Here is a 24,655-nt window from a genome sequence, read left to right as displayed (position 1 = left end):
CTCAGAGCTCGGAAGTGCCCAGTGAAAATGGCCGAAATTCCAAGCAAGAAGGGACGAAACAGGGCCAGACTAGTGCCAATACGAGAGTGGCAAACTTTCCTGCCAACCCCCAGGATGTTCTTGACCTGGTGCCGGGTGATGTTGACAATTTTGCCTCAACGCAAATTTGCAGGAACCAGGACAGGCTATCCATGCAGGCAAAAACTCTCTTAGTTGCGTTGGCGGGCATCTTCGCGGCCCTTCCCGTGGTCGCGGGCGAGGCCAGCTCTCCTTCAAAAGTCAACGCCATGCTGTGCGAGACCGAGGCGCAGGCCATTTCTCTTGCGTCGGAGTTGTCGGCGGGCAAGACGGAGCCCATCGCGGTCAATGTGGTCAACAAGGCTGCAGGCTCTGAAGTCTGCGGACGCTTCATCGGCTACGCCGTCGTGGAAGTCGAGAAGACCAAGAATCAGTCCGGAGCCTTGTTCATGCTTGCCGGTCTTCGCTTCGCCGAGGACGGGCGCTTGGGCTGGACGGCATCTTGGATCACGCCCTTCGACGGGCTCAGCGTCGCGCGCGGCATCTGATCGAACCCGTGTAACGCACGGTGTCCGCCTGGAAGAACCGGCGGTCGGAGTGCTGTCTTACGAGCGGCCGGTCTCGCGGCGCCCTGCGCTGAGCCTCGACCTCTGATCTCACCGCGTCGCCGGTGCGATGTCGTCCCCGATCCCGGCGTTGGCGAATATTGTTCCTCGCCTTGCCAACGCGATGAGTGACGCTTCCCGTTTTTCTACAGGCGCTCTGGAATATCAGGCATGGCACCCTCTGCTAGCATTTCCCCGTCGAGGCGATTCGAAGCGGGGCGAACTGAGATCCGGTGCCGAATGATGAAATCCAGAACGATCGGCAGACTGACTCGGACGATGTCATTCTGCTTGTCGACGATCATCCGGTCGTCTTCGCCGGTATTCGCCTGCTGATCGAAGAGACCCGCGGCACGGTCATTCGCAACGCGCAAAGCTTCGCCGAAGCCTTCAGGTTCTGCCGCTCCAGGCGCCCCGCTATCGTCATCGTGGACTTGGCCATGGGCGCCGGCGCGCTTGCGGGGCTGTCCTTCATCAGGCGGCTCCGCCGCTACGACGAGAGCGTGCCGATCCTCGTGCTCAGCATGTACGACGATCCGCGCATTGCACACGAAGCGCTGAAAGTGGGCGCGAATGGCTATGTTGTGAAGGACGCACCGAACGACGAGATTGCGATGTCGCTAGCGACGGTGCGTGAGGGACTTCCCTATGTGAGTCGGATCCTGGCGTCCGATCTCGCGTTCCTCAGAAATCGCGAACCCAAGACGTTGGCCCTCGAGGCCCTATCGTCCCGGGAACGTTTCATCCTTTCTCTACTTGCGGATGGGAAGTCCTACACGCAAATCGCCGACAATCTCGCCCTCAGCTACAAGTCCGTTGCTCACATTTGCAATCGCCTGAAACCGAAGCTTGGCGTGCAATCGCTGCAGGAATTGGTGCACTTCGCGGTTCAGAACTTTCCGGCACCCCCGAATGTTGCGCGCCCGCTTGCCAAAGGTTCCAAAAAAACCGGCTAGATCTTCCCCATGCCCCGGGAACCCACTGGGGAACATGTGTTGCACAAAGTCGGGATAAATTCCCCAAAACCCAGACATGCGTTTCGCAGTCGGCGCACAATCTTCTCTGAGAGGTCTGGAACACCAAGCAGCGTGACACTCTGTAGCATCCCAGTCGTCGGGAGCCCCTATGGCCCTCGGTTTGTCAGAGTGTTGACTTCGTTTCGAACCCGCGTCTGGGCACTTCTTCCCAACTCGACTTTCCCTCGGAACATCGCGCTCACGGACAAGCTAGCCAGCGAGTGCTTCGCCGACGTCACGCCCCAAGGGGGCAAGTTTGGCGCGCAGGAACAAATCCTACGAGCCGTCCGGATAATTCGGGAGGAGCAACCGAAATGAAGTTTGAGAAACTAGGCCTAGGTATTGGCCTGACAGCCGCGCTTCTGCTCGCGCCGGTGTCGGTGATGGCGGACCAGTCCGCATCGGCCGAGATCGACGAACGAGCTAAGGATCCCAATCTGTGGCCCGCGCCGGGCCGCGACAACCAGCTGACCCGTCACAGCCCGCTGAAAGACATCAACACGGAGAATGTCGGCAAGCTTGGGATGATTTGGGCGCAGTCGATGAACTCGCTGCGTGGCCAGGAAGGCCAGCCCGTCGTCGTCAAGTTGGAAGACGGCACGCCCATGATGTATTTCGTGAGCGGTTGCCCGTCGATGCCGCTTTGCAACGTTGTGCAGGCGCTTGACCTGACGGATCCGGATAATCCGAAGCAGATCTGGAACTACGTGAAGAAGACCGATCGTGACGAATCGGCCATTCCGCGCGCCTGCTGCGACACGGTCAACCGTGGTCTGAACTACGCCAAGGGCAAGGTCGTGTTCCACACGCTGGACGGCTTCGTCATTGCGCTCGACGGCAAGACCGGCAAGGAGGTCTGGACCGTCAAGCACGCCTATCCTGAGAAGGGCGAGACGCATACCGGTCCGACGATGATCGCCGAGAACCTGGTGCTGGCCGGTTTCGGCGGTGACGAATTTGCCGCTCGCGGCCGCATCACGGCCTACAACATCGAAGACGGCAGCGAAGTTTGGAGCTGTCATTCGACGGGATCGGACAAGGATGTCTGCCTGACGGCCGACACCAACAAGGCCAACCCGCATTACGGGTCCTACGGCAAGGATCTCGGCGTCGTCACCTATCCGAAGGATGAGTGGAAGATCGGCGGCGGCTCGCCTTGGGCGTGGTTCAGCTACGACCCCGAGCTGAAAATGATCTACTACTCCACCGGTAACCCCGGTCACTGGAGCCCCGGCCTTCGCTGCGGTCTCGAAGGTGAGAATCATACGCACGAGAAGTGCAACGAATTCGATCCCGACCTGACCTCCGGCAAGTTCGACAACAAGTGGTCGATGACGATCTTCGGCCGCAAAGTCGATAACGGTGAGGCTGTGTTCGCCTACCAGATGACCCCGTTCGACCAGTGGGACTATGACGGCGTCAACGAGAACATCCTCGTGGACATGGAAGTCGACGGAAAACAGCGTAAGACGCTGGTGCACTTCGATCGCAACGGCTTTGCTTACGTCCTCGACCGCGTCGACGGCACGCTTCTTCGTGCCAACAAGTTCGTCACCGTGGACTGGGCGGAGAAGGTCGATCTCAAGACCGGCCGTCCGATCAAGGTGAAGGAGCATTCGCCCTTCAACATCGGTGTGAACACGTCGGCCTGTCCGTCTGCCATGGGCGGTAAGGATCAGCAGCCCTGCGCAATCGATCCCAAGGAAGGAAACATTGCGTACTGCCCGACCAACAACTGGTGCATGGAGGACGAGCCTCAGGAGCGCACGCACACGCAGCAGGGCACGGTTTACGTGTTCGCGAACGTGTACATGTATCCTGAAAAGCCCGGCGTAACCGGCAAGTTCAAGAAGTTCGACGTGCTGACCGGTAAGACGCTCTGGGAGATCCCGGATCCGTATCCGAACTGGGGTGGCGCTGCCGTGACCGACGGCGGTCTCGTCTTCTACGGTTCGCTCGGCGGTGACTTCCGTGCGGTCGACCGGAACTCCGGTAAGGTCCTGTGGAGCCGCAAGCTGGGCTCCGGCATCATCGGCAATCCGATCACCTACAAGCTTGACGGAAAGCAGTACGTGTCGGTGCATTCGGGTATCGGCGGCTGGATCGGCCTGCCGGTCACCGCGGGCCTCGACATGAGCGACAAGTTCGGTGCGATCGGCGCGACGGCGATGGCGAAAGCCACTGGCCTTAACAACGTCCCGCAGGGTGGAACGGTCACTACCTTCAGACTCCTCGACTAGCTACGGCTTGTCAGTGGCGTCAGACGGGGCAACTCGTCTGGCGCCACCTCTTTTTCTGAGAACCTTTGATCCAAATTGGGGTTGTTGCGTTGACCCACCGATCTCCTGCACCGCCGTCTGCGCGGCATTTCTGTTTTTTACAGGCAGCGCCGTCGCGACTGCTCAGGCCGAAGAAACGGCGCGGCCCGAAGAAGCAGCGCAGTCCGAAGAAACAGCCGAGTTTCTCAGTCAGGGCTTTGCCAACAAGACCTATGACGAACTGACCTCGGCCGAACTGACCGCCGCCAAGGCGGTCGCGCGCAAGATGAAGATCGATTCGCTGCGCGTGTGCGCCGACCCGGGCAACCTGCCCCTGTCGAACGACAAGCGCGAAGGCTTCGACAACAAGATCATCGACATCGTCGCGAAAGAACTCGGCACCAAGATCACCTATTTCTGGCGTCCGCAGATTGACCGCGGCCTGACCCGTCAGACGTTCGACAATCACGAGTGCGACGTGCTCTTGGGCATGCCGGCAGGCTATGAAAGTGTTCTGACTACCACCCCCATCTATCGAACGCCCTACGTATTCGTCACCCGCGAGGAAGACGATATCGACATCGAAGGTTTCGATGATCCGCGCCTTAAAGAGCTGCGCTTCGGCGTCTACCAGCACTCCGGTCTGCGCCTGGCACTTGCCAAGCACGGGATTACCAACAGCCTGGATGTCCATGTCCTCAGCCACGACGCGGACTTGCAGCCCGAGAAACAGCCCTGGCGGCAGGTCCAACAGGTCGTCGATGGAGAGATCGACATTGCCGGCGTGTTCGGCCCCTTTGCGGGCTTCCTCAAGACCATGCGCGGCGCGAAGATCGCCATTCAACCCGTCAATCAGATAGATGACGAGGTGCCGCTCGAGTTCAACCTCGCGCTCGGTGTCCAGCCGACCAACATTGTCCTGAAATACATGCTGGATGACGCGCTTGAACGCGGCCGCGACGAAATCAAGGACGTCCTGACCGCGTACGGTGTGCCGCTCGTGCAATGCAGCAACTGCGTCGTGTCGGGCGACATCCCTTCCCATGGCACCTACTTCACGGACCGGCAGGAGAAGGCGCGAAAGCTCTATCTGACGCCCTTGTCGGAAAATCGCGAGGGCTTGCAGAGAGACAAGGCTTCCGCCGATCAGGTCGTGACCGAAACGCGGCTCGACGAATGGCTCGACGACGGCGCCGATCTCAACGAGGAACTCAGCAACGCGGTTGTCGGCACCGACCGCGAGCGGGTCGCCTTCCTGCTAAAGCGTGGTGCCGATATCGATTCGCTCAATCTCATGGGCCTTGCCCCGCTCCACACCGCTGCCGCGAGCGTGACTCCGACATGATCGCGTTTCTGCTCGACAAGGGCGCGGACCCGAATCGTGCCGATCGCGACGGTTGGACGCCGCTGCTCCACGCGGCATTTCGCAACCACGTGCCGTCCATCGAGGCGCTGGCGAAAGGCGGCGCCGATTTGGATAAAGCCGCTCCCAGCGGAGTGACACCGCTGGCAATCGCCATCATGGAAGCCAAGTTCTTCGCGGCCAACGCCCTCATGGATGCGGGCGCGAAGCTGGACGAGCCGGTGGGCCCGGAACGGCTGACGCCTCTCATGATGGTTGCCACGCAGCCCCTCAAGTCGGGACGTGCCGCCCGCTTCAATCAGGGCGCCAGTTCCGTCGATGTCGCCCGCCGGTTGATCGACGGCGGTGCGGATGTCGATGCGCGGAGCACGAAAGGCGTGACGCCGTTGATGATCGCGGCCACGCACAACAACCCGCCCCTGATTGGTCTCTTGCTTCAGGCGGGCGCGGATCCCGAGGTGAAGACGCCGGGCGGTCAAACGGCGCTGGATATCGCCAAGGCCAATCAGAGCGAGGCTGCGGTTCTCCAGCTCGAACTCCCGGCCAAAATTCGTGCGCCGCGAGTCAAGAAATCCGAGCGCGGCGCCGAAGAAACGCCCGAGAAGTCGTCCGCGGCCCTGATGGAGGTGAAATGAGATTAGGAGCGGCAACCTTACGCATCGCCGTCGCCGCGATCTCTGTCGCACTGCTCACCCCCGCTTATCCCACGGAGCAGCCCGGCAATAACGTCTCTAAACCGGCCGAAGAGTCCCGGGCGGCGCGGAAGCCACCGGCACCGCAGCCGGAAACGGTCGTGGACATCGTCTATCTCGGCAAGCGCTACGCGGAACCGATCCCATTGTCGCTGATGGAGCCGGTCCTCACCGACAAGGGCTTACAAGGCGCCCGCCTCGGCATCCTCGATAACAATGCAACGGCGCGCTTTCTCGGCGTTGAGACGGTGCTGACGGAGCGCATCGTGCCCGAAGACGGCGATGTCGCCGCCAAGGCCAAGAAACTGCTTGCCGAAGGACCGCGGTTGATCGTGGCCGATCTGGAGCCGGCGGACCTTCTCGCCGTGGCCGATCTTCCCGAGGCGCAAGACTCGCTGATCCTGAACATGCGCTCCGCCGACGACCGGCTGCGCCAAGAGAACTGCCGCGCCAATGTCGTTCACATCGTGCCCAATTGGGCCATGCGCGCGGACGCTCTTGCCCAATACCTCGTTTGGAAGAAGTGGCCGCGATGGATGATCGTCAAAGGGACTAGCTCGCAAGACGACGCCTATGCCGAGGCCGTCAAGCGCGCGGCGCAGCGATTCGGCGGCAAGGTGGTTGACGAACGCACCTATGAATTCGAGGCCGGTTCGCGGCGCGTCGAGTCCGGCCATCAGCAGATCCAAAGTCAGATCCCGATGGTCACGCAGAACGCGCCCAATCACGATGTGGTCTTCGTCATCGATACGGGCGAGGCTTTCGGGCTGTACTTCATGTACCGCACCGCGGAACCCGACCCGGTTGTCGGCACGCACGGCCTTACCGCCTCTATTTGGCACCGCGCCTTCGAACAATGGGGCGGCATGTCCCTGCAGAGCGCTTTCCGGGAACTGACTGGCCGCAACATGACCGAGCGAGACTATGCTGGCTGGCTGGCCGTCCGCACGCTCGGAGAAGCGGCCGCGCGTTCTAAGAAGCGCGACGTCGGATCCCTGCGCAACTACGTCTATTCGGACAAGTTCCGCGTGGCCGGCTTCAAGGGTCAGAAGTTGACCGTGCGGCCTTGGGACCACCAACTGCGTCAACCAATTCTGATCATGGGTCCGCAGGCGCTTGTATCCCTTTCGCCGCAGGAGGGGTTCCTGCACCAGCATTTCCCGACCGATACGCTCGGCTTCGATGAGCCGGAAACGGCCTGCCGGTTCCCTGAAAACACCGCCCCCGAAACAACCGTTCAGAGATAGTGGGAATGAAACGCCGCAATGCCGTCATGCTGGCCGTGGCGCCGATCGCGATGCTCGCGATCACGCCGGCCTACGCCGACAGGATTTTCGTCTCGAACGAGCGGGACAACACCGTCACCGTGGTCGACTCGGACTCCTTGGAGATCATCAAGACGATCGCCACGGGACGCCGCCCGCGCGGGATCGTCACGGGACCGGACAAGACCGAGGTGTTTGTGTGTGTCGGTGACGACGATGCCGTCGAGGTCATCGATGCAGACTCGCTCGAGATCGTCCGTACCTTGGATTCGGGCCCAGATCCGGAACTGATGGACGTGTCGAAGGACGGTAAGACCATCTATATCGCCAATGAGGACGACTCGATGGTGACGATCATGGAACCCGACTCAGGAGAACTCATCGTCGAGGTTCCTGTCGGCGTCGAACCGGAAGGCATGCGGGTCAGCCCCGACGGCGCCGTGACGGTGGCAACGTCCGAAAGCTCGAGCATGGCGCATTTCATCGACACGGCAACCAACGAGCTCGTGGCCAACGTCCTCGTCGATACGCGCCCGCGCCACGCCGAGTGGCAGCCCGACGGCAAGAACGTTTGGGTCACCTCCGAAGTCGGCGGCACCGTTGCGGTCATCGACGGCGACACCTACGAGACGCTCAAGGTGATCGGTTTCGAAATTCCGGGTGTGTCGCCGGAGCAGATACAGCCTGTCGGCATGCGGTTCTCCAAGGATGGGAAAAAGGCTTTCGTCGCTCTGGGGCCCGCCAACCGGGTCGCGGTGGTGAACGCCGAGACGTTCGAAGTGGAGGACTACATCCTCGTTGGACAGCGCCCCTGGCACGTGGAGATCGCTCCCGATGGCTCGAAGCTCTATGTCGCGAACGGCCTCACAAACGACATGACCATCGTCGATCTGGAGACGCTGAAGCCGCTCAAGTCCGTCCCGGTCGGGCGTCTGCCTTGGGGCATTGCGATCACGCCTTAGGCTGGTGCTCGGCACATCGGCGCCAAGGCGAACCGGTCGGCCCTCGAGGCTTCCGGCGAGGCTTTGTCAAGCCACTGATTGTGCGAGGGATTTGGTGGAGCCGGACGGGATCGAACCGACGACCTCAGCAGTGCGATTGCTGCGCTCTCCCAACTGAGCTACGGCCCCATGCGAGCCCCGCATTTAGGGAGCCGCTCCCCCCTCTGTCAAGCAACGCCCGCATTGAAGCGCCGAATTCTGTGCGGTGGTCAGTTGGTCGGGGAAGCGCCACGAAACGGCGCAAAGGGCGCGCAGGAACGGGCTTTTCGTCACGGGGCTTGCCCTTTGGCGCGCCCGTCAGCTACATGGGGTCCGAGGCCGCGCGAGGAGGGGCCGTTACATGGTGCCTTTGATCGGATTCATTGCTCTTGTCATCGACCTCTTCATCTGGGTTGTCATCGCCAGCGCCATTCTGAGCTGGCTGATCGCCTTCAATGTGGTGAACACGAACAACCGCTTCGTCTATTCGATCGCGGACATGCTCTACCGCATCACCGAGCCCGCGCTTGCGCCCATACGCAGCTTCATGCCCAATCTCGGCGGTATCGACATCTCGCCGGTGATCCTCATCTTGATCTTGTTGTTCATCCGCGACGTGGTGCTGCTGGGCTGGCTGCTGCCGGCCTTCGTGTAGCGCTCCCATGGGCGACAGCGCCCCGGGGCCTCGTGCGCCGCAACTGAAAATCCGTCAGACGGAAACCGGCGTGGCCATTGCCGTGCGGCTTACGCCCAAGTCGGCGCGGGATGCGGTGGAAGGCGTCGAGGAGTTCGGGGGCGATCCCGTACTGAAAGCGCGCGTGCGCGCCGTGCCTGAGAACGGCAAAGCCAATGCCGCGCTCGAAGCGCTGATCGCCAAATGGCTCGGCGTGCCGCGGTCGACGGTTTCGGTCATCCAGGGCACCAAGGCGCGCATCAAGATCGTGGCGATCGACGGCAGCGCCATTGGCCTTTCGGCCTTGGTCGCCACAAGGCTCACCGAATTCAGCAATCCTGCTTCCTAGGCGGTCGCGGCAATCTCCGCGGCGATGGCCTCTGCCGCCGCCCGTGGGTCTTCCGCGCGCGTGATGGGACGCCCGATCACGAGGTAATGCGCCCCGGCGGCAATCGCATCGCTAGGGGTCACGATCCGCGCCTGGTCGTTCGCGTCGGCACCCGCCGGTCTGATACCGGGCGTGACGATGAGAAAGTCCCGCAGGCGCTCATGCAGCGCTGCCGCTTCCTTGCCCGACGCCACGATCCCGTCGAATCCCGCATCCTGCGCCAGCCTTGCCCGCTCTTGCACAAGGGCCAAGGGAGGCATCTCGATGCCTTGCTCCGAGAGATCCGCCCGATCGAGATTGGTGAGCACCGTGACACCGAGCAGTTTCATCGCGCTGTCCCCGCGACCGCGCACGGCCGCATTCAGGGTCTTGCGGTCGGTGGCGTGGACGGTGAGGAATTGCGCGCCGGTCTTGGCGATCGCCGCCGTGGCGCGCTCCACGGTCGCTTCGATATCGAGCAGCTTGGCATCGAGAAACACGTTGCGGCCTTGGCCGACCAGTTCCTCCGCGAAGCCGAGCCCGCCGCGATAGATCAGCTCGAGGCCGATCTTGAAGACACCCACGCTGTCCCCGAGTGCGGCGACAAGCCTGCGCGCCTCATCGAGATCGGCGACATCCAGCGCAAGAACGATCCGGTCCTTGGGCGCCAAGTTCTCCGTTGTCATGTTTCCCCCCAAACGATTCCGCGCCTAGGCCGCGAACTTACGCGCCGCCACCGCCAAGGCCTCGACCACATCGGCAAACATCTTCTGCCGCGTCTCGTCGACCAGACTACCATCCTCGGCGAAGGCCTTCATCGCGCCGGGCAACGCCATTTGTTGCGGGATCACGGTGGCGCCCAGCCCGACCGTGAGGACTTGGCGCAGCTGCAGCAGCGCGCGCATGGCGCCGTAATAGCCGGGTGACGTGCCCGAGACCGCGAACACGCGGGTCTGGAACACGTTCGGCTCCGTGCGAACGCGGCTAACCCAATCCAATGTGTTCTTGAGGAGTGCCGGGATGCCGGAATTGTATTCGGGCGTGACGATCATAACGCCGTCATACTCACCGAGAAGCGCCTTGAAGGCTTGGGCCCGTTCCGGCACGCCCTCGGCGTCTTCCAGATCGCCGTGGTAGATCGGCATGTGGTAGTCGCAAAGATCGGCGAATACGGCCTCTATGCCGTTGGCTTCGGCGATCATCTGCCCCAGACGGGCCAGCTTCTTGTTGTGCGATCCCTCTCGAGCGCTCCCTGCGAAAAACAACAACCGCATAAGCGTCTCCGTTGTAGTCGAGCCATCCCGTTGATCTTTGCAGGCTGAGGCTTGTCCGTCGAGGCTTAGAGCGCCTTCGCCGTGGCCTTATGGCGAAGCGCGCCGGTGCCGCCCTCCTGTCGTCCGCGCGGGAATGCATGTAGGGACGGTTTGGTGGAAGCGGAAGAGGCGATCGTGGAATTAATCGGCCTAATCGCGTGACGGCGTATGCGCTACTCGCCGATGCCGTCGAAGAATTCTTTCACGCGCGCGAAGAAGCCCGATGATTCGGGGCTCGTCTCCGCGTTCGACTCCTCGTCGAACTGACGCAAGAGATCGCGCTGCTTGCGTGTGAGGTTCTTCGGCGTTTCGACCTCGACCTGAATATAGAGGTCGCCCTGCTGCTTGGACCGCAGAACGGGCATGCCTTTGCCTCTGAGGCGAAACTGTTTGCCGCTCTCGCTGCCCTCGGGAATCTTCACGCGGCTACGTCCGCCGTCGATCGTCGGGACTTCGATCTGGCCGCCCAGCGCAGCCGTCGTCATGGAGATCGGCGCGCGGCAGAACAGGTCCGCACCGTCGCGCTGGAAAAACTCATGGGGCTTGATAGCCAAGAAAATGTAGAGGTCGCCCGGAGGTCCGCCGCGCAAGCCCGCCTCACCCTCGCCGGCGAGCCGGATCCGCGTGCCGTCCTCTACGCCCTCGGGGATCGTCACGGACAGTGTCCGCTCCCGCATCACGCGCCCGGTCCCTTGGCAGCTCGTGCAGGGGTCTTCGATGACCTCGCCGCGGCCGTCGCATGTGGGGCATGACCGTTCGATGGTGAAGAAGCCTTGGCTCGCGCGGACTTTGCCCGCGCCGCCACAAGTTCGGCAGGTGACCGGCGATGTACCGGGCTTGGCACCCGAGCCGGAACACTCTTCGCAGGTGACGCCGGTGGGGACGCGGATTTGCGCCGTGCGGCCTTCATAGGCCTCGGCCAGCGAAATCTGCATGTTGTAGCGGAGATCGGCGCCACGCTCACGGCCGCCGCGTTGCCGCGGCCGGCGCGCGCCCATGAACTCGCCGAACAGATCGTCGAACATGGCCGACATGGACTCCGAAAAGTCCGAACCGAAGCCATGACCGCCCGCGCCGCCGCCAAAACCGCCAAAGCCGGACCGCCCGTCGAAGGCCGCATGGCCGAACCGGTCATAAGCCGCGCGGCGCTGCGGGTCCTTCAGGATCTCATAGGCTTCGTTGACAACCTTGAAACGCTCTTCGGCGGTCTCGTCCCCGCCATGCCGGTCGGGATGACATTCCTTCGCAAGCCGCCGGAACGCGGTCTTGATCTCCGCGTCATTGGCCCCGCGGGCAACGCCGAGGACTTCGTAGTAGCACTGCTTCGCCATTACCCCTCCGGACCCTCATACCTCTTCGGTTCCGAACGGGGCGCATGCGGGCCTCTTATTGGGCAGCCGGCGGAGCCCCGTGAGGATCGGGGCTCCGCTGCCGTGTTGGACCTTGTCGTTACGCGGATTTCTTGTCGTCGTCGTCTTTGACTTCCTCAAAGTCGACATCGACCACGTTCTCGTCCGTGCCGCCGCTTCCGGCCGCGTCGGCGGAGGGGCCCTCAGCGGCACCCTCGGCCTCGTTCGACTGATACATGGCTTCGCCAAGCTTCATCGAGGCTTGGGCCAATGCCTCAAGCTTCTGCTTGATAGCTTCCACATCCTCGCCTTCGGCGGCGGTCTTTACTTCGGCCGCGGCAGCCTCGACCGCTGCCTTGTCCTCGGCCGAAACCTTGTCGCCGAAATCGGCGAGCATCTTTTCGGTCGAATGGGTCAGCGCTTCCGCCTGGTTGCGGACCTCGACGAGTTCGCGGCGCTTCTTGTCTTCCTCGGCATGGCTTTCGGCTTCCTTGACCATGCGGTCGATGTCCGTATCGGACAGACCGCCAGAGGCCTGGATCCGGATCGACTGCTCCTTGCCGGTCGCCTTGTCCGCCGCCGAGACATTCACGATGCCATTGGCGTCGATATCGAACGTGACCTCGATCTGCGGCACGCCGCGGGGTGCGGGCGGAATGCCGACAAGGTCGAACTGGCCAAGCATCTTGTTGTCCGCAGCCATCTCGCGCTCGCCCTGGAAGACCCGGATCGTCACCGCATTCTGATTGTCTTCGGCGGTGGAGAAGACCTGGCTCTTCTTGGTCGGGATCGTCGTGTTGCGGTCAATGAGACGGGTGAATACGCCGCCCAGCGTCTCGATACCGAGCGACAGCGGCGTCACGTCGAGCAGCAGCACGTCCTTGACGTCGCCCTGCAGGACGCCCGCCTGGATCGCGGCGCCGATGGCCACGACTTCGTCCGGGTTCACGCCCTTATGCGGATCCTTGCCGAAGAAGGTCTTCACCGTCTCGGCGACCTTCGGCATGCGGGTCATGCCGCCGACGAGGATCACCTCGTTGATGTCGCCAGCCTTCAGGCCGGCATCCTTCAGCGCCGCCTCGCACGGGGCGATGGTGCGCTTGATCAGGTCTTCCACGAGGCTCTCGAGCTTCGCGCGGGTCAGCTTCATGGTCAGATGCTTCGGACCCGACTGATCGGCCGTGATGAAGGGCAGGTTGATTTCCGTCTGCTGCGTCGACGACAGCTCGATCTTGGCCTTCTCGGCCGCCTCTTTCAGGCGCTGCAGAGCGAGCTTGTCGCCGCGCAGATCGATGCCGTTCTCCTTCTTGAACTCGTCGGCCAGGTAATCGACCAGGCGCATGTCGAAGTCCTCGCCGCCGAGGAACGTGTCGCCGTTGGTCGACTTCACCTCGAACACACCGTCGCCGATCTCGAGAATGGAGACGTCGAACGTGCCGCCGCCAAGATCGTAGACGGCAATGGTCTGGCCGTCCTTCTTGTCAAGACCGTAGGCAAGCGCGGCAGCGGTCGGCTCGTTGATGATGCGGAGCACCTCAAGGCCGGCGATTTTGCCGGCGTCTTTTGTCGCCTGGCGCTGAGCGTCGTTGAAATAGGCGGGAACCGTGATAACGGCCTGTTCGACCTTCTGCCCAAGATGGGCTTCGGCCGTCTCTTTCATCTTCTGAAGGATGTAGGCGGAGATTTGGGAGGGTGAGTACTTCTTGCCATGGGATTCGACCCACGCATCGCCGTTGTCCGCCTTGATGATCTCGTATGGGACGAGCTTTTGATCCTTGGCAACCGTCGGGTCGTCGAAGCGGCGACCGATCAGGCGTTTGATCGCGAACATCGTATTTTCGGGATTGGTAACGGCTTGGCGCTTCGCCGGCAGTCCGATCAGCACCTCGTCGTCGTCGGCAAACGCCACCATGGACGGTGTCGTGCGCACGCCCTCGGCATTTTCGATGACCTTCGGGCTTGTTCCATCCATGACCGCGACACAAGAATTCGTCGTGCCGAGGTCGATACCAATAACTTTCGCCATTTCCGAGCCTCTCTTTCTGGCAAACCGTCCGGGCCCTAGCGCGGCACCCGGCATTCACTGATGCGCCTGGCCTTCCTCAAGGCGGCGCGATCCGGTTCCCAATTGTTTCGCAGCGCCCCCATGCGCAAAATCACACGGGGTTCCGCGGTTATATAGGTGCCAACCCTAGGGCCCGCAAGGAGAACACAGGTCGCATCTGGAGGTATTCCAGGTATCGCCGCCGGTGCTCTTGCGCGATCCTCCTTTGTCACCCCGGACACCTCGCGATGGGCCCTGTCCTGAGCATTTCCGCCCGGTAGACTAGAGCTTCAAGGCGAGTGGCGTGGAAGGGACGCGGAAGGGCAAACGGCGCGTGCAGTATTTTCCGAAAGAATTAACCGTGGCCGAACAGACCGCGCTGCTGGGCGATATTCGCAAGATTATTCGGCAGGTACCGCTGTTCATCCCCACCATGCCGCGGTCGGGCAGGCCCATGTCGGTCCGGATGACCAACGCGGGCATGCTGGGCTGGGTCACGGACAAGGCGCGCGGCTATCGCTATCAGGCCACCCATCCCGAGACGGGCGCCTCTTGGCCCGCGATTCCCCCAAGGCTCATTGCGCTGTGGGAGAAGCTTGCCGGCTATCCCCATCGGCCGGAAGCCTGCCTGATCAACTACTATGGCGGCACGGCCAAGATGGGGCTGCATCAGGACCGGGACGAGGACGAGTTCGAAGCTCCCGTGCTGTCGGTCTCGCTTGGCGATAGGGCAATTTTCCGTGTCGGCGGCACCACCCGGAAAGGCCCGACGCGCAAACTCGAACTGGCGTCCGGGGACGTGGTCGTTCTGGGGGGTGCAGACCGGCTTGCCTATCACGGTATCGACTGCGTGCTGCCCGGGACGAGCGATCTCCTGGACGAGGGCGGGCGGTTCAACCTCACGCTCCGCCGCGTCACAAAACCGGCTTAGGCGCGCTGCCTGCTAGCTCTTGCCTTTGGTGTCGTCGTTGGCGGCAGGGCCGGTACCGAAGCCGTTGCCCTCAGGCGCACCGCCTTTCGGTGTGGGGGCCGGTTTCGGGCCGCCCTTGGACACAGCGACGAGCGCGGGCCGCAAGACCCGGTCGCCAATGGTGAAGCCAGCCTGCATAACCTGCACCACCGTGCCGTCCGGCACGTCCGTGGTCGGGACTTCGTACATGGCCTGCTCCTGATTGGGGTCGAAGCGCTGCCCCAGCGGCTCCAGCCGCGTGACGCCATGCTTCTCCATCATCTTGAGCAGCTCGCGCTCGGTCAGCTCCACGCCTTCGAGAAGGCTCTTGAGCGCCGGGTCCTTTTCCGCCGCCTCCGCCGGCACATGTTCGAGCACGCGGCGCAGATTGTCGCCGATGGTGAGAACGTCGCGCGCGAAATTCGAGATGGCGTAGCGTGAGGTATCTTCCTTCTCGCGCTCGGTGCGGCGGCGCAGGTTCTCCATGTCGGCCATGGTGCGCAAGACCTTGTCGCGCATGTCCGCGTTTTCCGTCAGCAGCGCCTCGAGATCGCCCGCGACGTCGGTGCCGGCGTCCTTGGTGGCGGACGCCTCCGGTGCGCCTTGCGGCGCCTGCGGCTTGTCATTGGGGCGGGTATCGGAAGGTTCGTCCGGCATCAAAACTCTCAAGCGTTTGGATTGACAGGAAGAGCCCCGGATATCGACCGGGCGGCGACAAAAATCAAGGGAGAAGGCGGGGATCGCCGTGGCGGAAGCCTAAGGGACGAGCCGCCCGAGGAGCCGCGCCGTGTAGTCCACCATCGGAATGATGCGGGCGTAGTTGAGGCGCGTCGGCCCGATCACGCCCAGCACGCCGACGATCTTCTGTTCCGAATCCTCAAACGGTGACACGATCAGAGCCGAGCCGGAGAGAGAAAAAAGGTTGTTCTCCGAACCGATGAAAATCCGGACGCCCTGGGCCCGTTCGGCAAGACCGAGCAGTTGGATCAGCCCTTTTTTGGCATCGAGATCCTCGAACAGCAGCCGGACCCGCTCGAGGTCCTCCATCGCCTTGATGTCCTCGAGAAGATGCGCCCGGCCGCACACGATCAGGCTCTGCCGATTGTCGGCCTCGCCCGACCAGGTCGCGAGTCCGTCCGTGACCACCCGCGCCGTCAGTTCGTCGAGCTGAGCGCGCCGTTCCTCGATCTCCGTCTCGACGCGCTTGCGCGCCTCTTCCAGCGTCATGCCGGCGATACGCGCGTTCATGTAGTTCGTTGCTTCGTTCAGGGACGACGGCGGTAATCCTTGAGGAAGCGTCACGATGCGGTTTTCGACGTCCCCGTCTTCGCTCACGAGCACCGCCAGCGCCTGACCTTGACCGAGATTGACGAATTCAACCTGCCGCAGCGTCTTGCTTTGCTTCTCGGCCAAGACCACACCGGCGCAGCGAGACAGGCCCGACAGCATTTCGCCCGCCTCGGCGAGATAATCCTTCACGCCCCGGTGGCGGCCGCTCGCGCCAATGCGGGCTTCGATTTCCTTGCGCTCCGCCTCCGTGACGTCGCCGATCTCCAGCAGGCCGTCCACGAAGAGCCGCAAGCCGGTTTGCGTCGGCAACCGGCCGGCGCTCGTGTGCGGAGCGTAGATCAGCCCCAGCCCCTCGAGGTCGGACATGACATTGCGCACGGAGGCCGGCGACAGGGTCATCGGCAGGGCACGGCTCAAATTGCGCGAGCCGACCGGTTCGCCCGTCTCCAGATAGGTCTCGACGATGCGCCGGAAGATCTCGCGCGAGCGTTCGTTGAGCTGACGCAATCCGGCTGCTGCGTCCGCCGCCGCCATGGCGCTTTTGACGTCTGTATGACCCATGCGGGAAATTTAGGTAGCGCTCCGCACGGCGTCAAACGGCATCGGCGGCGGGGGTCGGTCGGCCCCGACTAGTTCAGCGGCCCGAAATCATGCGCGACCGGGGCCGAAAGTTCGTCCGGCGCGCCGAAATGGGCGAAATAGCGCGAGTTGATGTGCTCCACCGGCAGGATGATCAGGACATCTGTGGTCCCGAACTGCCGGTCGATCACCGCACCGTCGCCGATATAGGCCCCGAGCCGCAGATACCCCTTGATCAGCGGCGGCATCGCCTTCAGCGCCGCGCGCATGTTCAGCGCTTCCTGCGGCATCATGTTCATGTCGACACGCAGATGATTGTGCGCCGAGACGCGCCACTCTTCGGGCGGGCTGGCGGTGTGGTGCAGGAAGCTGAGCGCCATCGCATGCTGGGCGGGATCGACACCCGGGAAGCTGGCGCAGCCGACCATGACGTCGACGCCGTGCTGGCGCACATAGGACCAGATGCCGTGCCACAGAAGCTCCACCGTGCGGCGGTTGCGGTACGGTTTCAGCACACAGGAACGGCCGAGCTCCATGAAGCTGTAACCGGGCTTGGATTGGATCAACGGTTCGATGTCGTATTCGCCCTGGGTGTAGAACCCATCGTGTTCGTCGGCGATGTCCTGGCGCAGAACGCGATACGTGCCGACCACCTTGGGCCGCCTCCACCCCTTTCGGTTGGGGTCGCCGTGGTCCAGCACAAGGAGATGGTCGAAAATCGGATCGAACGCATCCTCGTCGCGGCGCGACAGCATGGCCAACGCGTTGGGCGTGGCTGCCATCTCCTCGTAGAACACTTTGTAGCGGAGGCGCTGCGCCCGGCGGATTTCGCTTTTCTTGCGTGCGAGCCGGACTTCGAGCGAGCCGATCCGCCCATAAACCTGCGGTGGCTGAAGCCGCCCGCGAAGGCCTGCCGAGAAGCCGCCCTTGCCCAGGGCAAGGCCTTTGCCCAAAGCGCCGCCCCTGCCCATAAACGGCAGTCCGCCAGGGACGCCTCGGAAATTCAAGCCGGGGAATTTGGCTCCCACCAGAAACTTCTCTGCAAAGCGTCCCGGAGTCGTTTTCGTCGGCATAGTGCTGCCCACCTGACATTTTCGGGGATCGTGCCGCGAGGCTTTTGCCAAGCTCTCTACGGATCGCAGGGCCTTCCGGCCACCCCCGATTCGGCCACATCAGAAGCGGGTTAGCAAACCAATTCGAACCCTATGTGACAGGCGGTGGATATCCGTGTGCGACTGAAACGGATTCCAGTGACTAGGCAGCGCCGGCCCCGGCCGCATAGCGGTTCCGTTGCCAGCGTTGGACCAGCTCTTCCAAGTCCCGTTTTTCGAAGGGTTTGGCGAGATAGTCGTCCAGGCCGGCCGCGAGATAGGATTCACGGTCCTCTGCATAGGCATTGGCGGTGAGGGCAACAATCGGCGGGCGCCCGGTCCCCGGCTCTGCGCTGCCGGGATACAGGGCCCGGATTCGGGCCGCGGCTTCGATTCCGCCGACATCCGGCATGTGGATATCCATCAGGATCAAGTCGAAGCCGGATCCGGTGCCGAGCGCGTCCTTGGCTTTCGCAATGGCTTCGGCGCCGTTGCGCGCGCGGATCACGGTGGCTCCGGCCTTCATAAGGACGGTGCGCGCCAACAAGGCGTTGATGTCATTGTCTTCGGCGAGCAGGACTGACAGCCCCGTTGCTGCATGGGCGCGGGCGGCAGTGCCGCTGCCGAGACGGTGTACGGATTTCTGGGGCGCTTCCGGTGGGGTGAACAGGCGCGTCAGCGCCGAGACCGGCCTCACCGGACGCACCAGAAAGGCAGTCTGCCCCTGATCTGCGAGCGCTGCGTAGGCATCGCGCTCGCCCGGGTCGATGACCACCACCACGCGGGGCTCCGGCTGGCCTTGGGCGCGGCCGAGCAGCGGAACGAGGGACCGCGCGCCGTATTCGGCGTTCGCCAGGTCGGTCAGAAGTGCGGTGTACGGAGCGCCTTCGTTGGCGCCACGTTGCGCGACGTTGGTGGCTTCGGCGCGGGAGACGCAGGTCACCGAAGCCCCGGCGCTGGCGATGAGGTCTTCAGCGATGGTGGCTTCCGTTTGGCCCTCGAGCAGGATGAGCACGCGTTCACCCGGCCTGGGCTTTGGCCACGCGGCGCCGAGGCACGGGGTGTCGATTGGGGCCTCGAGCGGGAGATCCACGCTGAACGTCGTGCCCGCGCCCGTCTGGTTTGCAACCCGGATGTCACCGCCCATCGCCTGCACGAGCCGCTTCGAGATCGTGAGGCCAAGCCCCGTCCCGCCGTGGCGGCGAGTCGGACCCTGATCGGCTTGTTCGAACTCGGCGAAGATGCGCTCGAGCGCGTCGGCGCGCACGCCGGGACCGGTGTCAGTCACGTCAAAGCGGAGGACCGGTCGGCCGGCGTCCGACGAAGCGGCGGCCTGGCCGACGGACAGGCTTACGCCGCCGTGCTCGGTAAATTTGATGGCATTGCCGAGGAGATTGATCAGCACCTGGCGGACGCGGATCTCATCCCCGACCACGCGTTGTGGGAGGTCGGGCGCAACGAGCCAGCCGATCTCCAATCCCTTCTCGCGGGCGCGGGGAGCGAGCAGTTCGACGACGCCTTGAATAGCCTCGGACAGGTCGAACGGCGCAGGGCGCAGTTCCATCTTGCCCGCCTCGATCTTGGAGAAGTCGAGAACCTCGTCGATGAGGCTCAGAAGCGTTGTCGCCGATGCCGAAATGGCGTGCGCATAGGTCAGCTGCTCCGGCGAGAGCTTGGTGTCGAGAAGTAGCCCCGTCATGCCGAGGATGCCGTTCATCGGTGTACGGATTTCATGGCTCATCGAGGCGAGGAACTGCGACTTGGCCTGGTTCGCCGTCATGGCTTCGTCGCGCGCCCGCGCCAGGCCAATTCGGCGGCCCGCTGCTCGGTCACGTCACGGGCGACGCTCTGAACCTCGCCGGCCGTTCCGTCCTCACTCGGCAAGACGAAGTCTTCCCACACGAACCAGCGCGGGCCCGATGTGGTGTTCAGCTCGATCACGCGGGTGCTCCGGCCCGCGCCTGTCTCTTCGCTTCTCGAACCGGATTCGCTATCGAGAATCGGCAGCGTCAGCGGCGCGCCGAGAACGTCGTCTCGCGCGACGCCGAATGTTCTGCAGAACGCATCGTTGACGAAAGACAGATTGTTTTGCCAATCGCGGCGCGCGATGACCTCGTCCTGGTGATCCAGCAGGTCGCGATAGCGCCTCTCGCGTTCGCGGATTTCCCACTGCAAGTCCTTGATCGATTCGATGTCGGTATTGAGCCGGTCGGCCAGGGCCGCGAGCCGGCTATGGTCGGCCGTGGGCTGGATACGCATGGCAACGACAAAGAGCGCGAACCCCAGCAGCAGCGGCGCAAGCGCGAGCGTTCCGGTCCCGCCCAAGCCGAGCAGGCACAGCCCGATCAGCGCCAGCGCGAGGGCCGCGATGGTCAGGGGTGCGCGCACCCCGCCGGCGCCGTCAGCGCCGGAGCTCTGCCAGTTCGTGTACTGCACTGTTTTGACGCCTGTTTATGCGCCGGACTTTTTGCCCGGCTTTTCATTGGCGCTGAGCTTGGCAGAGAAAGTTTGAGAAACTCTTGAGAGGATCGTGCGGAATTGCGGCTTCAGGCCGCCACTTTCGTGCGGCGCAGGGCCTCGCCGCGATAGCTGAGCGCCTCGGCGATGTGGATGCGGGAGACGGTCTCCGCCCCGTCCAGGTCCGCGAGCGTGCGGCCCACGCGCAAGGTCCGGTGATAGCCGCGGGCGCTCAAAGAGAGCGTCCGCGCCGCATCGCGCAAGAGCCCCAGCCCTTGCGCATCGGGCGTGGCCACCTTCTCCAGAACCTGGCCGTCGGCCTCCGCGTTGGTCCGCACCTGCGGCAGGCCAAGGCCCCGATAACGTGCCGTTTGGATGGCCCGCGCCGCAGCCACGCGCTCCCGCACCTCGGTGCTGCCTTCGGAGGCGCGCGGTAGCACCAGGTCGGCGGCGGAGACTGCCGGCACCTCGATCTGCAAGTCGATCCGATCGAGCAGCGGACCGGAGATGCGCGCCTGGTAGCGCGCCGCGCAGGATTGCCCCTGGCGGCAGACATGGCCCGGTTCGCCAGCGTGGCCGCAACGGCAGGGGTTCATGGCGGCGACGAGTTGCACCCGGGAGGGATAGGCAATGCGGTGGTTCGCCCGCGCGATGATCGTCTCGCCGCTCTCGAGCGGCTGCCGCAGCGCGTCCAGAACCTGGGGATTGAACTCGGGCAGTTCGTCGAGGAACAGAACCCCGAGATGGGCCAGTGCGACTTCGCCGGGGCGGGGCCGGGTGCCCCCGCCGACTAGCGCGGCCATGCTGGCGGAATGGTGAGGCGCGCGGAAGGGCCGGTTGCGCCCGATCCGGCCGCCTGCCAGATCGCCCGCAAGGCTGCGGATCATGCTGACTTCCAGCATTTCGGCGGGTTCGAGAGGCGGCAGGATCGAGGGCAGGCGCTTGGCCAGCATGGATTTGCCCGATCCCGGCGGGCCGACCATCAGAAAGTGATGCCCGCCGGCTGCCGCCACTTCCAAGGCGCGCTTCGCAGTTTCCTGGCCCTTGATATCGGCCAGATCCGGCATCGCCTCGTCCTCGGGCTCGAGATTGGGCTCCGGGCGCCGCAAGGTCTGGAGGCCCTTGAAATGGTTGATAAGCTGCAGCAGGTCCGCCGGCGCCAGGATCGGCATATCGGCGGCGGCCCAGGCGGCTTCCGCGCCGCAAGGCCCGGGGCAGATCAGCCCCTTGTTCATCGCATTGGCCCCGACCGCCGCCGGCAGCGCGCCTGCAATGGCCGCGATCGAGCCGTCGAGCGCCAGTTCGCCAAGGACGCAGTGGCCCTCGATCGCATCCGGCGCGATGGCCCCGGCGGAGGCCATGACCCCGAGGGCGATGGGCAGATCGTAGTGGCTGCCTTCCTTGGGGAGATCGGCGGGGGCGAGGTTCACGGTGATACGTTTGGGCGGCAGGGCGAGCCCGATTGCGTTCAGGGCGCCGCGCACCCGTTCCCGGCTTTCGGCAACAGCCTTGTCGGGCAGGCCCACGATGGTGAAGGCCGGCATCCCGGAGCTGATCTGCACCTGCACATCGACCGCGCGGGCCTCGATGCCCTCGAATGCAACCGTCGTAACCCGCGCGAACATCCGGCGAACCCCCGTTTGATCTTCGAAGGCAATGCTATCTCAGCGTGTAGGCGGGCGCAAGAACATTAAGTGAACATACGGCACGTCTGCCAAATCCAGCGCGATCGTGTTTGTCTTCGGGAATGAAAAACGATTCGATTCCGCTCGGATTCTTGATCCACGCCGGCGTCTACCTCGCCGTCGTTGGGCTGTGTGCCGCGCTGGCGCTGTCTCACGATCCCCCGCGCCACTGGTTCGTGTGGGTGGCCGCCGGCTGGGGCATCGGGCTGGGCGCCCATGCGCTGGCCGTTTGGCGCTGCCGTGCGCGACGGCGCGCGCGGTCCTAGCGCGCAGCGACCTTCTTCTCGACCACGTCCCAGATCATGGCGGCGATGTCGTTCCCGCCGAACTCCTTCACCTGCCGGATGCCCGTCGGCGAGGTGACGTTGATCTCGGTGAGGTAATCCCCAATCACGTCGATGCCTGTGAAGATCAGCCCGCGCTTCTTGAGCTCGGGTGAGAGCCGCACGCAGATTTCCTCCTCGCGCGGCGTCAGCGTGGTCTTTCTAGCCGTGCCGCCTACATGCAGGTTCGAGCGCGTCTCGTCCGCTGCCGGCACGCGATTGATGGCGCCGGCCACCTCTCCGTCGACCAGGATGATGCGCTTGTCGCCCGCGCGCACACTCGGCAGGTAACGCTGCACCATGATCGGCTCGCGGAAGGTCTGACCGAGCAGTTCGATCAGCGAATTGAGATTAGTGTCGCCCTCGGCGATGCGGAAGATCGCGGCGCCGCCATTGCCGTAAAGCGGCTTCACGACGATGTCCTTGTGCTCGGCGCGGAAGGCGCGGATCTCGTCCGGCGACCGGGTCACGAGCGTCGGCGGCATCAGATCCAAAAAGTCGAGGACGAACACCTTCTCCGGCGCGTTGCGCACGGAGGCCGGATCGTTGACCACGAGCGTGCCGGGCTGCAGGCGCTCCAGCAGGTGTGTCGTGGTGATATAGGCCATGTCGAAGGGCGGGTCCTGGCGGAGCTGCACCACATCGAAATCGGCGAGGTCCACGCTGCGCGGATGCGCTAGCCGGTAGTGGTCGCCCGGCTTGTCCTCGACCGTCAGGCTGTGGCCGAACGCGATCAGCCGGCCGTCCTTCAGCGAGAGATTGGGCGGGGTGTAGTAGAACACGTCATGGCCGCGGCTCTGCGCCTCCAAAAGAAGCGCGAAGGTGGAATCCCCGTTGATGTCGATCAGCTCGATGGGATCCATTTGGAAGGCGACTTTGAGGGCCATGATGTCCTGTCGGTTCTGGGGCCCAGATGAGGGGCCAGGCGAGTTCCGCGGAACTTGCGCGCTGGGGCGCCTCTTTTCAAGCGCGGCACATCCGCCGCCATGTCGCTCACACGGGGAACGCGTTTTCCACGTGCTGCGGCAGGGTCCAAGGGGCGCACAGCACCACGTCGAAGGCGATGGCATGGCCGACGAAATCCGGATGGCTTGCGATCCAGTATTGAGCCGCGCGAACGATGCGCTGCTTCTGCCGCGCCGTCACCGCGAACGCCGCCTCGTCGTGGGTCTTCCGGTGCTTCACCTCCACGAACGCTAGTCGCTCGCCCTTGGTGGCGACGAGATCGATCTCCCCCACCGGCGAACGGTAGCGCTTCGCCACGATGCGATAGCCTTTGAGGCGGAAGAGCCAGGCGGTGAGCGTCTCGGCCATGACGCCGTCGCGGTAGGCGCGTGCGCGAGCCCGGCTCATGATCTGTCCCGCTTAGACAAGGCGAGGCCCAACTCGTAGACCCGCGCGCGTTTCACCCCATGCGCATCCGTCACCGCGCGCACCGCGTCGCGCAGGCTCATGGCCCCAAGCGCCGCCTCCAAGTCCGCCGTGAGGCGCGCATCGTCAACTTGCGCCTCCTCGGCGCGTGGCGGCGCGATCACCACGGCCACCTCACCTTTGACCGGCTGCGCGTCGATCTGCGCGGCGAGCGCATCCAGCGTGCCGCGATGCAGGGTCTCATGCAGCTTGGTGAGTTCGCGCGCGATCACCGCTTCGCGTGGGCCCAACACCGCGGCCATGTCGGCAAGGCTCTTGGCGAGGCGCGGCGCGGTCTCGAAGAAGATCAGCGTTGCGGGCGTATCCTTGAGCGCGGTGAGCCGCGCCTGGCGCGGTCCGGATTTCGGCGGCAGGAACCCGCCGAACAGGAAAGAGTCCGTCGGAAGGCCCGCGCTCGTCAGCGCTGCCAGCGCCGCCGAGGGTCCGGGAATGCTGGTCACCATCAGCCCCGCATCGAGCGCCTCGCGCACCAGCTTGTAGCCGGGGTCCGAGACGAGTGGCGTGCCCGCATCCGAGATCAGCGCCACGGCGTAGCCGGCATCGATCCGCGCGAGCAGCTTCGGGCGTTCGCGCGCAGCATTGTGCTCGTGATAGGGCGTGAGCTCGGCGGAGATGTTGTAGTGCGACAGCAGCTTGCGGGAGTGCCGCGTGTCTTCCGCCGCGATCAGCGGCGCGCGGGAGAGGACCGCAAGCGCCCTCAAGGAGATGTCGGTAAGATTGCCGATCGGCGTCGCCACGAGATACAGGCCCGCCGGGAGCGGCCGGTCGAGGAGTTCGGCCAGCGCTTCGCTGGCTCGAGCCACCGTTCTGGCATTGGCTTCCGTTGTGCCGTGGTCTTGCAACGGGCTCCGTCTTTCTCTCGCGTCGTATTCCGGGAGTTGCGAATTTAGGCGGATTCGCGTGGCTC

At 63.8% G+C, this 24,655-nt stretch carries 24 protein-coding genes and 1 tRNA gene; 11 read left to right on the top strand and 14 right to left on the bottom strand.

Annotated features, from left to right (window positions below):
* Positions 1-191: 191 nt before the first annotated feature.
* The 7 genes from AUC70_RS05520 (at position 192) to AUC70_RS05485 (ending at position 8,179) form a co-directional block, all read left to right on the top strand.
* Positions 192-566 carry a hypothetical protein gene (locus AUC70_RS05520; protein ID WP_141701970.1) on the top strand — a complete coding sequence of 125 codons (375 nt, stop codon included), beginning with the start codon at positions 192-194 and terminating at the stop codon, positions 564-566.
* A 290-nt stretch (positions 567-856) separates the two neighbouring features.
* The gene (locus AUC70_RS05515; RefSeq protein WP_083241288.1) at positions 857-1,579 is read left to right on the top strand and encodes a response regulator; all 723 of its coding nucleotides are present in this window, start codon (positions 857-859) and stop codon (positions 1,577-1,579) included.
* A 374-nt stretch (positions 1,580-1,953) separates the two neighbouring features.
* Complete coding sequence (locus AUC70_RS05505) at positions 1,954-3,879, top strand: PQQ-dependent dehydrogenase, methanol/ethanol family (RefSeq protein WP_069443922.1); 1,926 nt, start codon at positions 1,954-1,956, stop codon at positions 3,877-3,879.
* A gap of 13 nt (positions 3,880-3,892) precedes the next feature.
* On the top strand, positions 3,893-5,242 hold the full coding sequence (locus AUC70_RS05500) for a quinoprotein dehydrogenase-associated putative ABC transporter substrate-binding protein (protein ID WP_069443921.1): 1,350 nt from the start codon (positions 3,893-3,895) through the stop codon (positions 5,240-5,242).
* Positions 5,239-5,895, top strand: coding sequence for an ankyrin repeat domain-containing protein (locus AUC70_RS05495; protein WP_069443920.1), 657 nt, complete (start codon positions 5,239-5,241; stop codon positions 5,893-5,895). The genes AUC70_RS05500 and AUC70_RS05495 overlap by 4 nt, the downstream gene beginning before the upstream one ends.
* Entirely contained in the window at positions 5,892-7,199 is a 1,308-nt protein-coding gene (locus AUC70_RS05490; protein WP_083241286.1) for an ABC transporter substrate-binding protein, read from the top strand. The genes AUC70_RS05495 and AUC70_RS05490 overlap by 4 nt, the downstream gene beginning before the upstream one ends.
* Positions 7,200-7,204: 5 nt before the next feature.
* Complete coding sequence (locus AUC70_RS05485) at positions 7,205-8,179, top strand: PQQ-dependent catabolism-associated beta-propeller protein (protein ID WP_069443919.1); 975 nt, start codon at positions 7,205-7,207, stop codon at positions 8,177-8,179.
* 92 nt (positions 8,180-8,271) lie between these two features.
* Here the strand turns inward: AUC70_RS05485 and AUC70_RS05480 are convergent.
* A tRNA-Ala gene (locus AUC70_RS05480) sits at positions 8,272-8,347 on the bottom strand.
* A 211-nt stretch (positions 8,348-8,558) separates the two neighbouring features.
* Here AUC70_RS05480 and AUC70_RS05475 point away from each other — a divergent pair.
* Together AUC70_RS05475 and AUC70_RS05470 are read left to right on the top strand one after the other, a co-directional pair.
* A complete protein-coding gene (locus AUC70_RS05475) occupies positions 8,559-8,852 on the top strand; it encodes a YggT family protein (protein WP_045364043.1) in 294 nt (97 codons plus the stop codon).
* A gap of 7 nt (positions 8,853-8,859) precedes the next feature.
* On the top strand, positions 8,860-9,219 hold the full coding sequence (locus tag AUC70_RS05470) for a DUF167 family protein (protein ID WP_069443918.1): 360 nt from the start codon (positions 8,860-8,862) through the stop codon (positions 9,217-9,219).
* Here the strand turns inward: AUC70_RS05470 and pyrF are convergent.
* From pyrF to dnaK, 4 genes are all read right to left on the bottom strand, one after another.
* The gene (pyrF, locus tag AUC70_RS05465) at positions 9,216-9,923 is read right to left on the bottom strand and encodes an orotidine-5'-phosphate decarboxylase (protein ID WP_069443917.1); all 708 of its coding nucleotides are present in this window, start codon (positions 9,921-9,923) and stop codon (positions 9,216-9,218) included. The genes AUC70_RS05470 and pyrF overlap by 4 nt on opposite strands.
* Positions 9,924-9,947: 24 nt before the next feature.
* The gene (locus AUC70_RS05460) at positions 9,948-10,511 is read right to left on the bottom strand and encodes an NADPH-dependent FMN reductase (RefSeq protein ID WP_069443916.1); all 564 of its coding nucleotides are present in this window, start codon (positions 10,509-10,511) and stop codon (positions 9,948-9,950) included.
* Positions 10,512-10,723: 212 nt separating this feature from the next.
* On the bottom strand, positions 10,724-11,881 hold the full coding sequence (dnaJ, locus tag AUC70_RS05455; RefSeq protein ID WP_069443915.1) for a molecular chaperone DnaJ: 1,158 nt from the start codon (positions 11,879-11,881) through the stop codon (positions 10,724-10,726).
* A gap of 118 nt (positions 11,882-11,999) precedes the next feature.
* Positions 12,000-13,925: a molecular chaperone DnaK gene (gene dnaK, locus AUC70_RS05450; RefSeq protein ID WP_069443914.1), complete on the bottom strand. Its 1,926-nt coding sequence runs from the start codon at positions 13,923-13,925 to the stop codon at positions 12,000-12,002.
* 352 nt (positions 13,926-14,277) lie between these two features.
* Between dnaK and AUC70_RS05445 the strand changes: the two genes are divergently transcribed.
* Complete coding sequence (locus tag AUC70_RS05445; RefSeq protein WP_141701998.1) at positions 14,278-14,874, top strand: alpha-ketoglutarate-dependent dioxygenase AlkB family protein; 597 nt, start codon at positions 14,278-14,280, stop codon at positions 14,872-14,874.
* Positions 14,875-14,886: 12 nt separating this feature from the next.
* Here AUC70_RS05445 and grpE read toward each other — a convergent pair whose 3' ends face one another.
* The 6 genes from grpE to AUC70_RS05415 form a co-directional block, all read right to left on the bottom strand.
* On the bottom strand, positions 14,887-15,549 hold the full coding sequence (grpE, locus tag AUC70_RS05440; protein WP_069443912.1) for a nucleotide exchange factor GrpE: 663 nt from the start codon (positions 15,547-15,549) through the stop codon (positions 14,887-14,889).
* A gap of 99 nt (positions 15,550-15,648) precedes the next feature.
* Positions 15,649-16,743, bottom strand: coding sequence for a heat-inducible transcriptional repressor HrcA (gene hrcA, locus AUC70_RS05435; protein WP_069443911.1), 1,095 nt, complete (start codon positions 16,741-16,743; stop codon positions 15,649-15,651).
* A gap of 68 nt (positions 16,744-16,811) precedes the next feature.
* Positions 16,812-17,732, bottom strand: a complete 921-nt coding sequence (olsB, locus tag AUC70_RS05430; RefSeq protein ID WP_083241285.1) for a l-ornithine N(alpha)-acyltransferase — start codon at positions 17,730-17,732, stop codon at positions 16,812-16,814.
* A gap of 283 nt (positions 17,733-18,015) precedes the next feature.
* Complete coding sequence (locus AUC70_RS05425; RefSeq protein ID WP_069443910.1) at positions 18,016-19,632, bottom strand: ATP-binding protein; 1,617 nt, start codon at positions 19,630-19,632, stop codon at positions 18,016-18,018.
* Entirely contained in the window at positions 19,629-20,288 is a 660-nt protein-coding gene (locus AUC70_RS05420) for a PAS domain-containing protein (RefSeq protein ID WP_141701968.1), read from the bottom strand. The genes AUC70_RS05425 and AUC70_RS05420 overlap by 4 nt, the downstream gene beginning before the upstream one ends.
* A 110-nt stretch (positions 20,289-20,398) precedes the next feature.
* A complete protein-coding gene (locus AUC70_RS05415; RefSeq protein WP_069443908.1) occupies positions 20,399-21,934 on the bottom strand; it encodes a YifB family Mg chelatase-like AAA ATPase in 1,536 nt (511 codons plus the stop codon).
* A gap of 122 nt (positions 21,935-22,056) precedes the next feature.
* Here AUC70_RS05415 and AUC70_RS05410 point away from each other — a divergent pair, with 122 nt between their 5' ends.
* Complete coding sequence (locus tag AUC70_RS05410) at positions 22,057-22,260, top strand: 2TM domain-containing protein (protein WP_069443907.1); 204 nt, start codon at positions 22,057-22,059, stop codon at positions 22,258-22,260.
* Here AUC70_RS05410 and gshB read toward each other — a convergent pair.
* The 3 genes from gshB to rsmI form a co-directional block, all read right to left on the bottom strand.
* A complete protein-coding gene (gene gshB, locus AUC70_RS05405) occupies positions 22,257-23,204 on the bottom strand; it encodes a glutathione synthase (protein ID WP_069443906.1) in 948 nt (315 codons plus the stop codon). The two genes, AUC70_RS05410 and gshB, sit on opposite strands and share 4 nt — an antisense overlap.
* A 106-nt stretch (positions 23,205-23,310) precedes the next feature.
* The gene (locus AUC70_RS05400; protein ID WP_069443905.1) at positions 23,311-23,670 is read right to left on the bottom strand and encodes a YraN family protein; all 360 of its coding nucleotides are present in this window, start codon (positions 23,668-23,670) and stop codon (positions 23,311-23,313) included.
* Positions 23,667-24,551 carry a 16S rRNA (cytidine(1402)-2'-O)-methyltransferase gene (rsmI, locus tag AUC70_RS05395; protein WP_141701967.1) on the bottom strand — a complete coding sequence of 295 codons (885 nt, stop codon included), beginning with the start codon at positions 24,549-24,551 and terminating at the stop codon, positions 23,667-23,669. The genes AUC70_RS05400 and rsmI overlap by 4 nt, the downstream gene beginning before the upstream one ends.
* Positions 24,552-24,655 lie beyond the last annotated feature (104 nt).

Source organism: Methyloceanibacter stevinii (assembly GCF_001723355.1).
GTDB classification, from domain to species: Bacteria; Pseudomonadota; Alphaproteobacteria; order Rhizobiales; family Methyloligellaceae; genus Methyloceanibacter; species Methyloceanibacter stevinii.
This window is presented reverse-complemented; position numbering and strand designations above follow the sequence as displayed.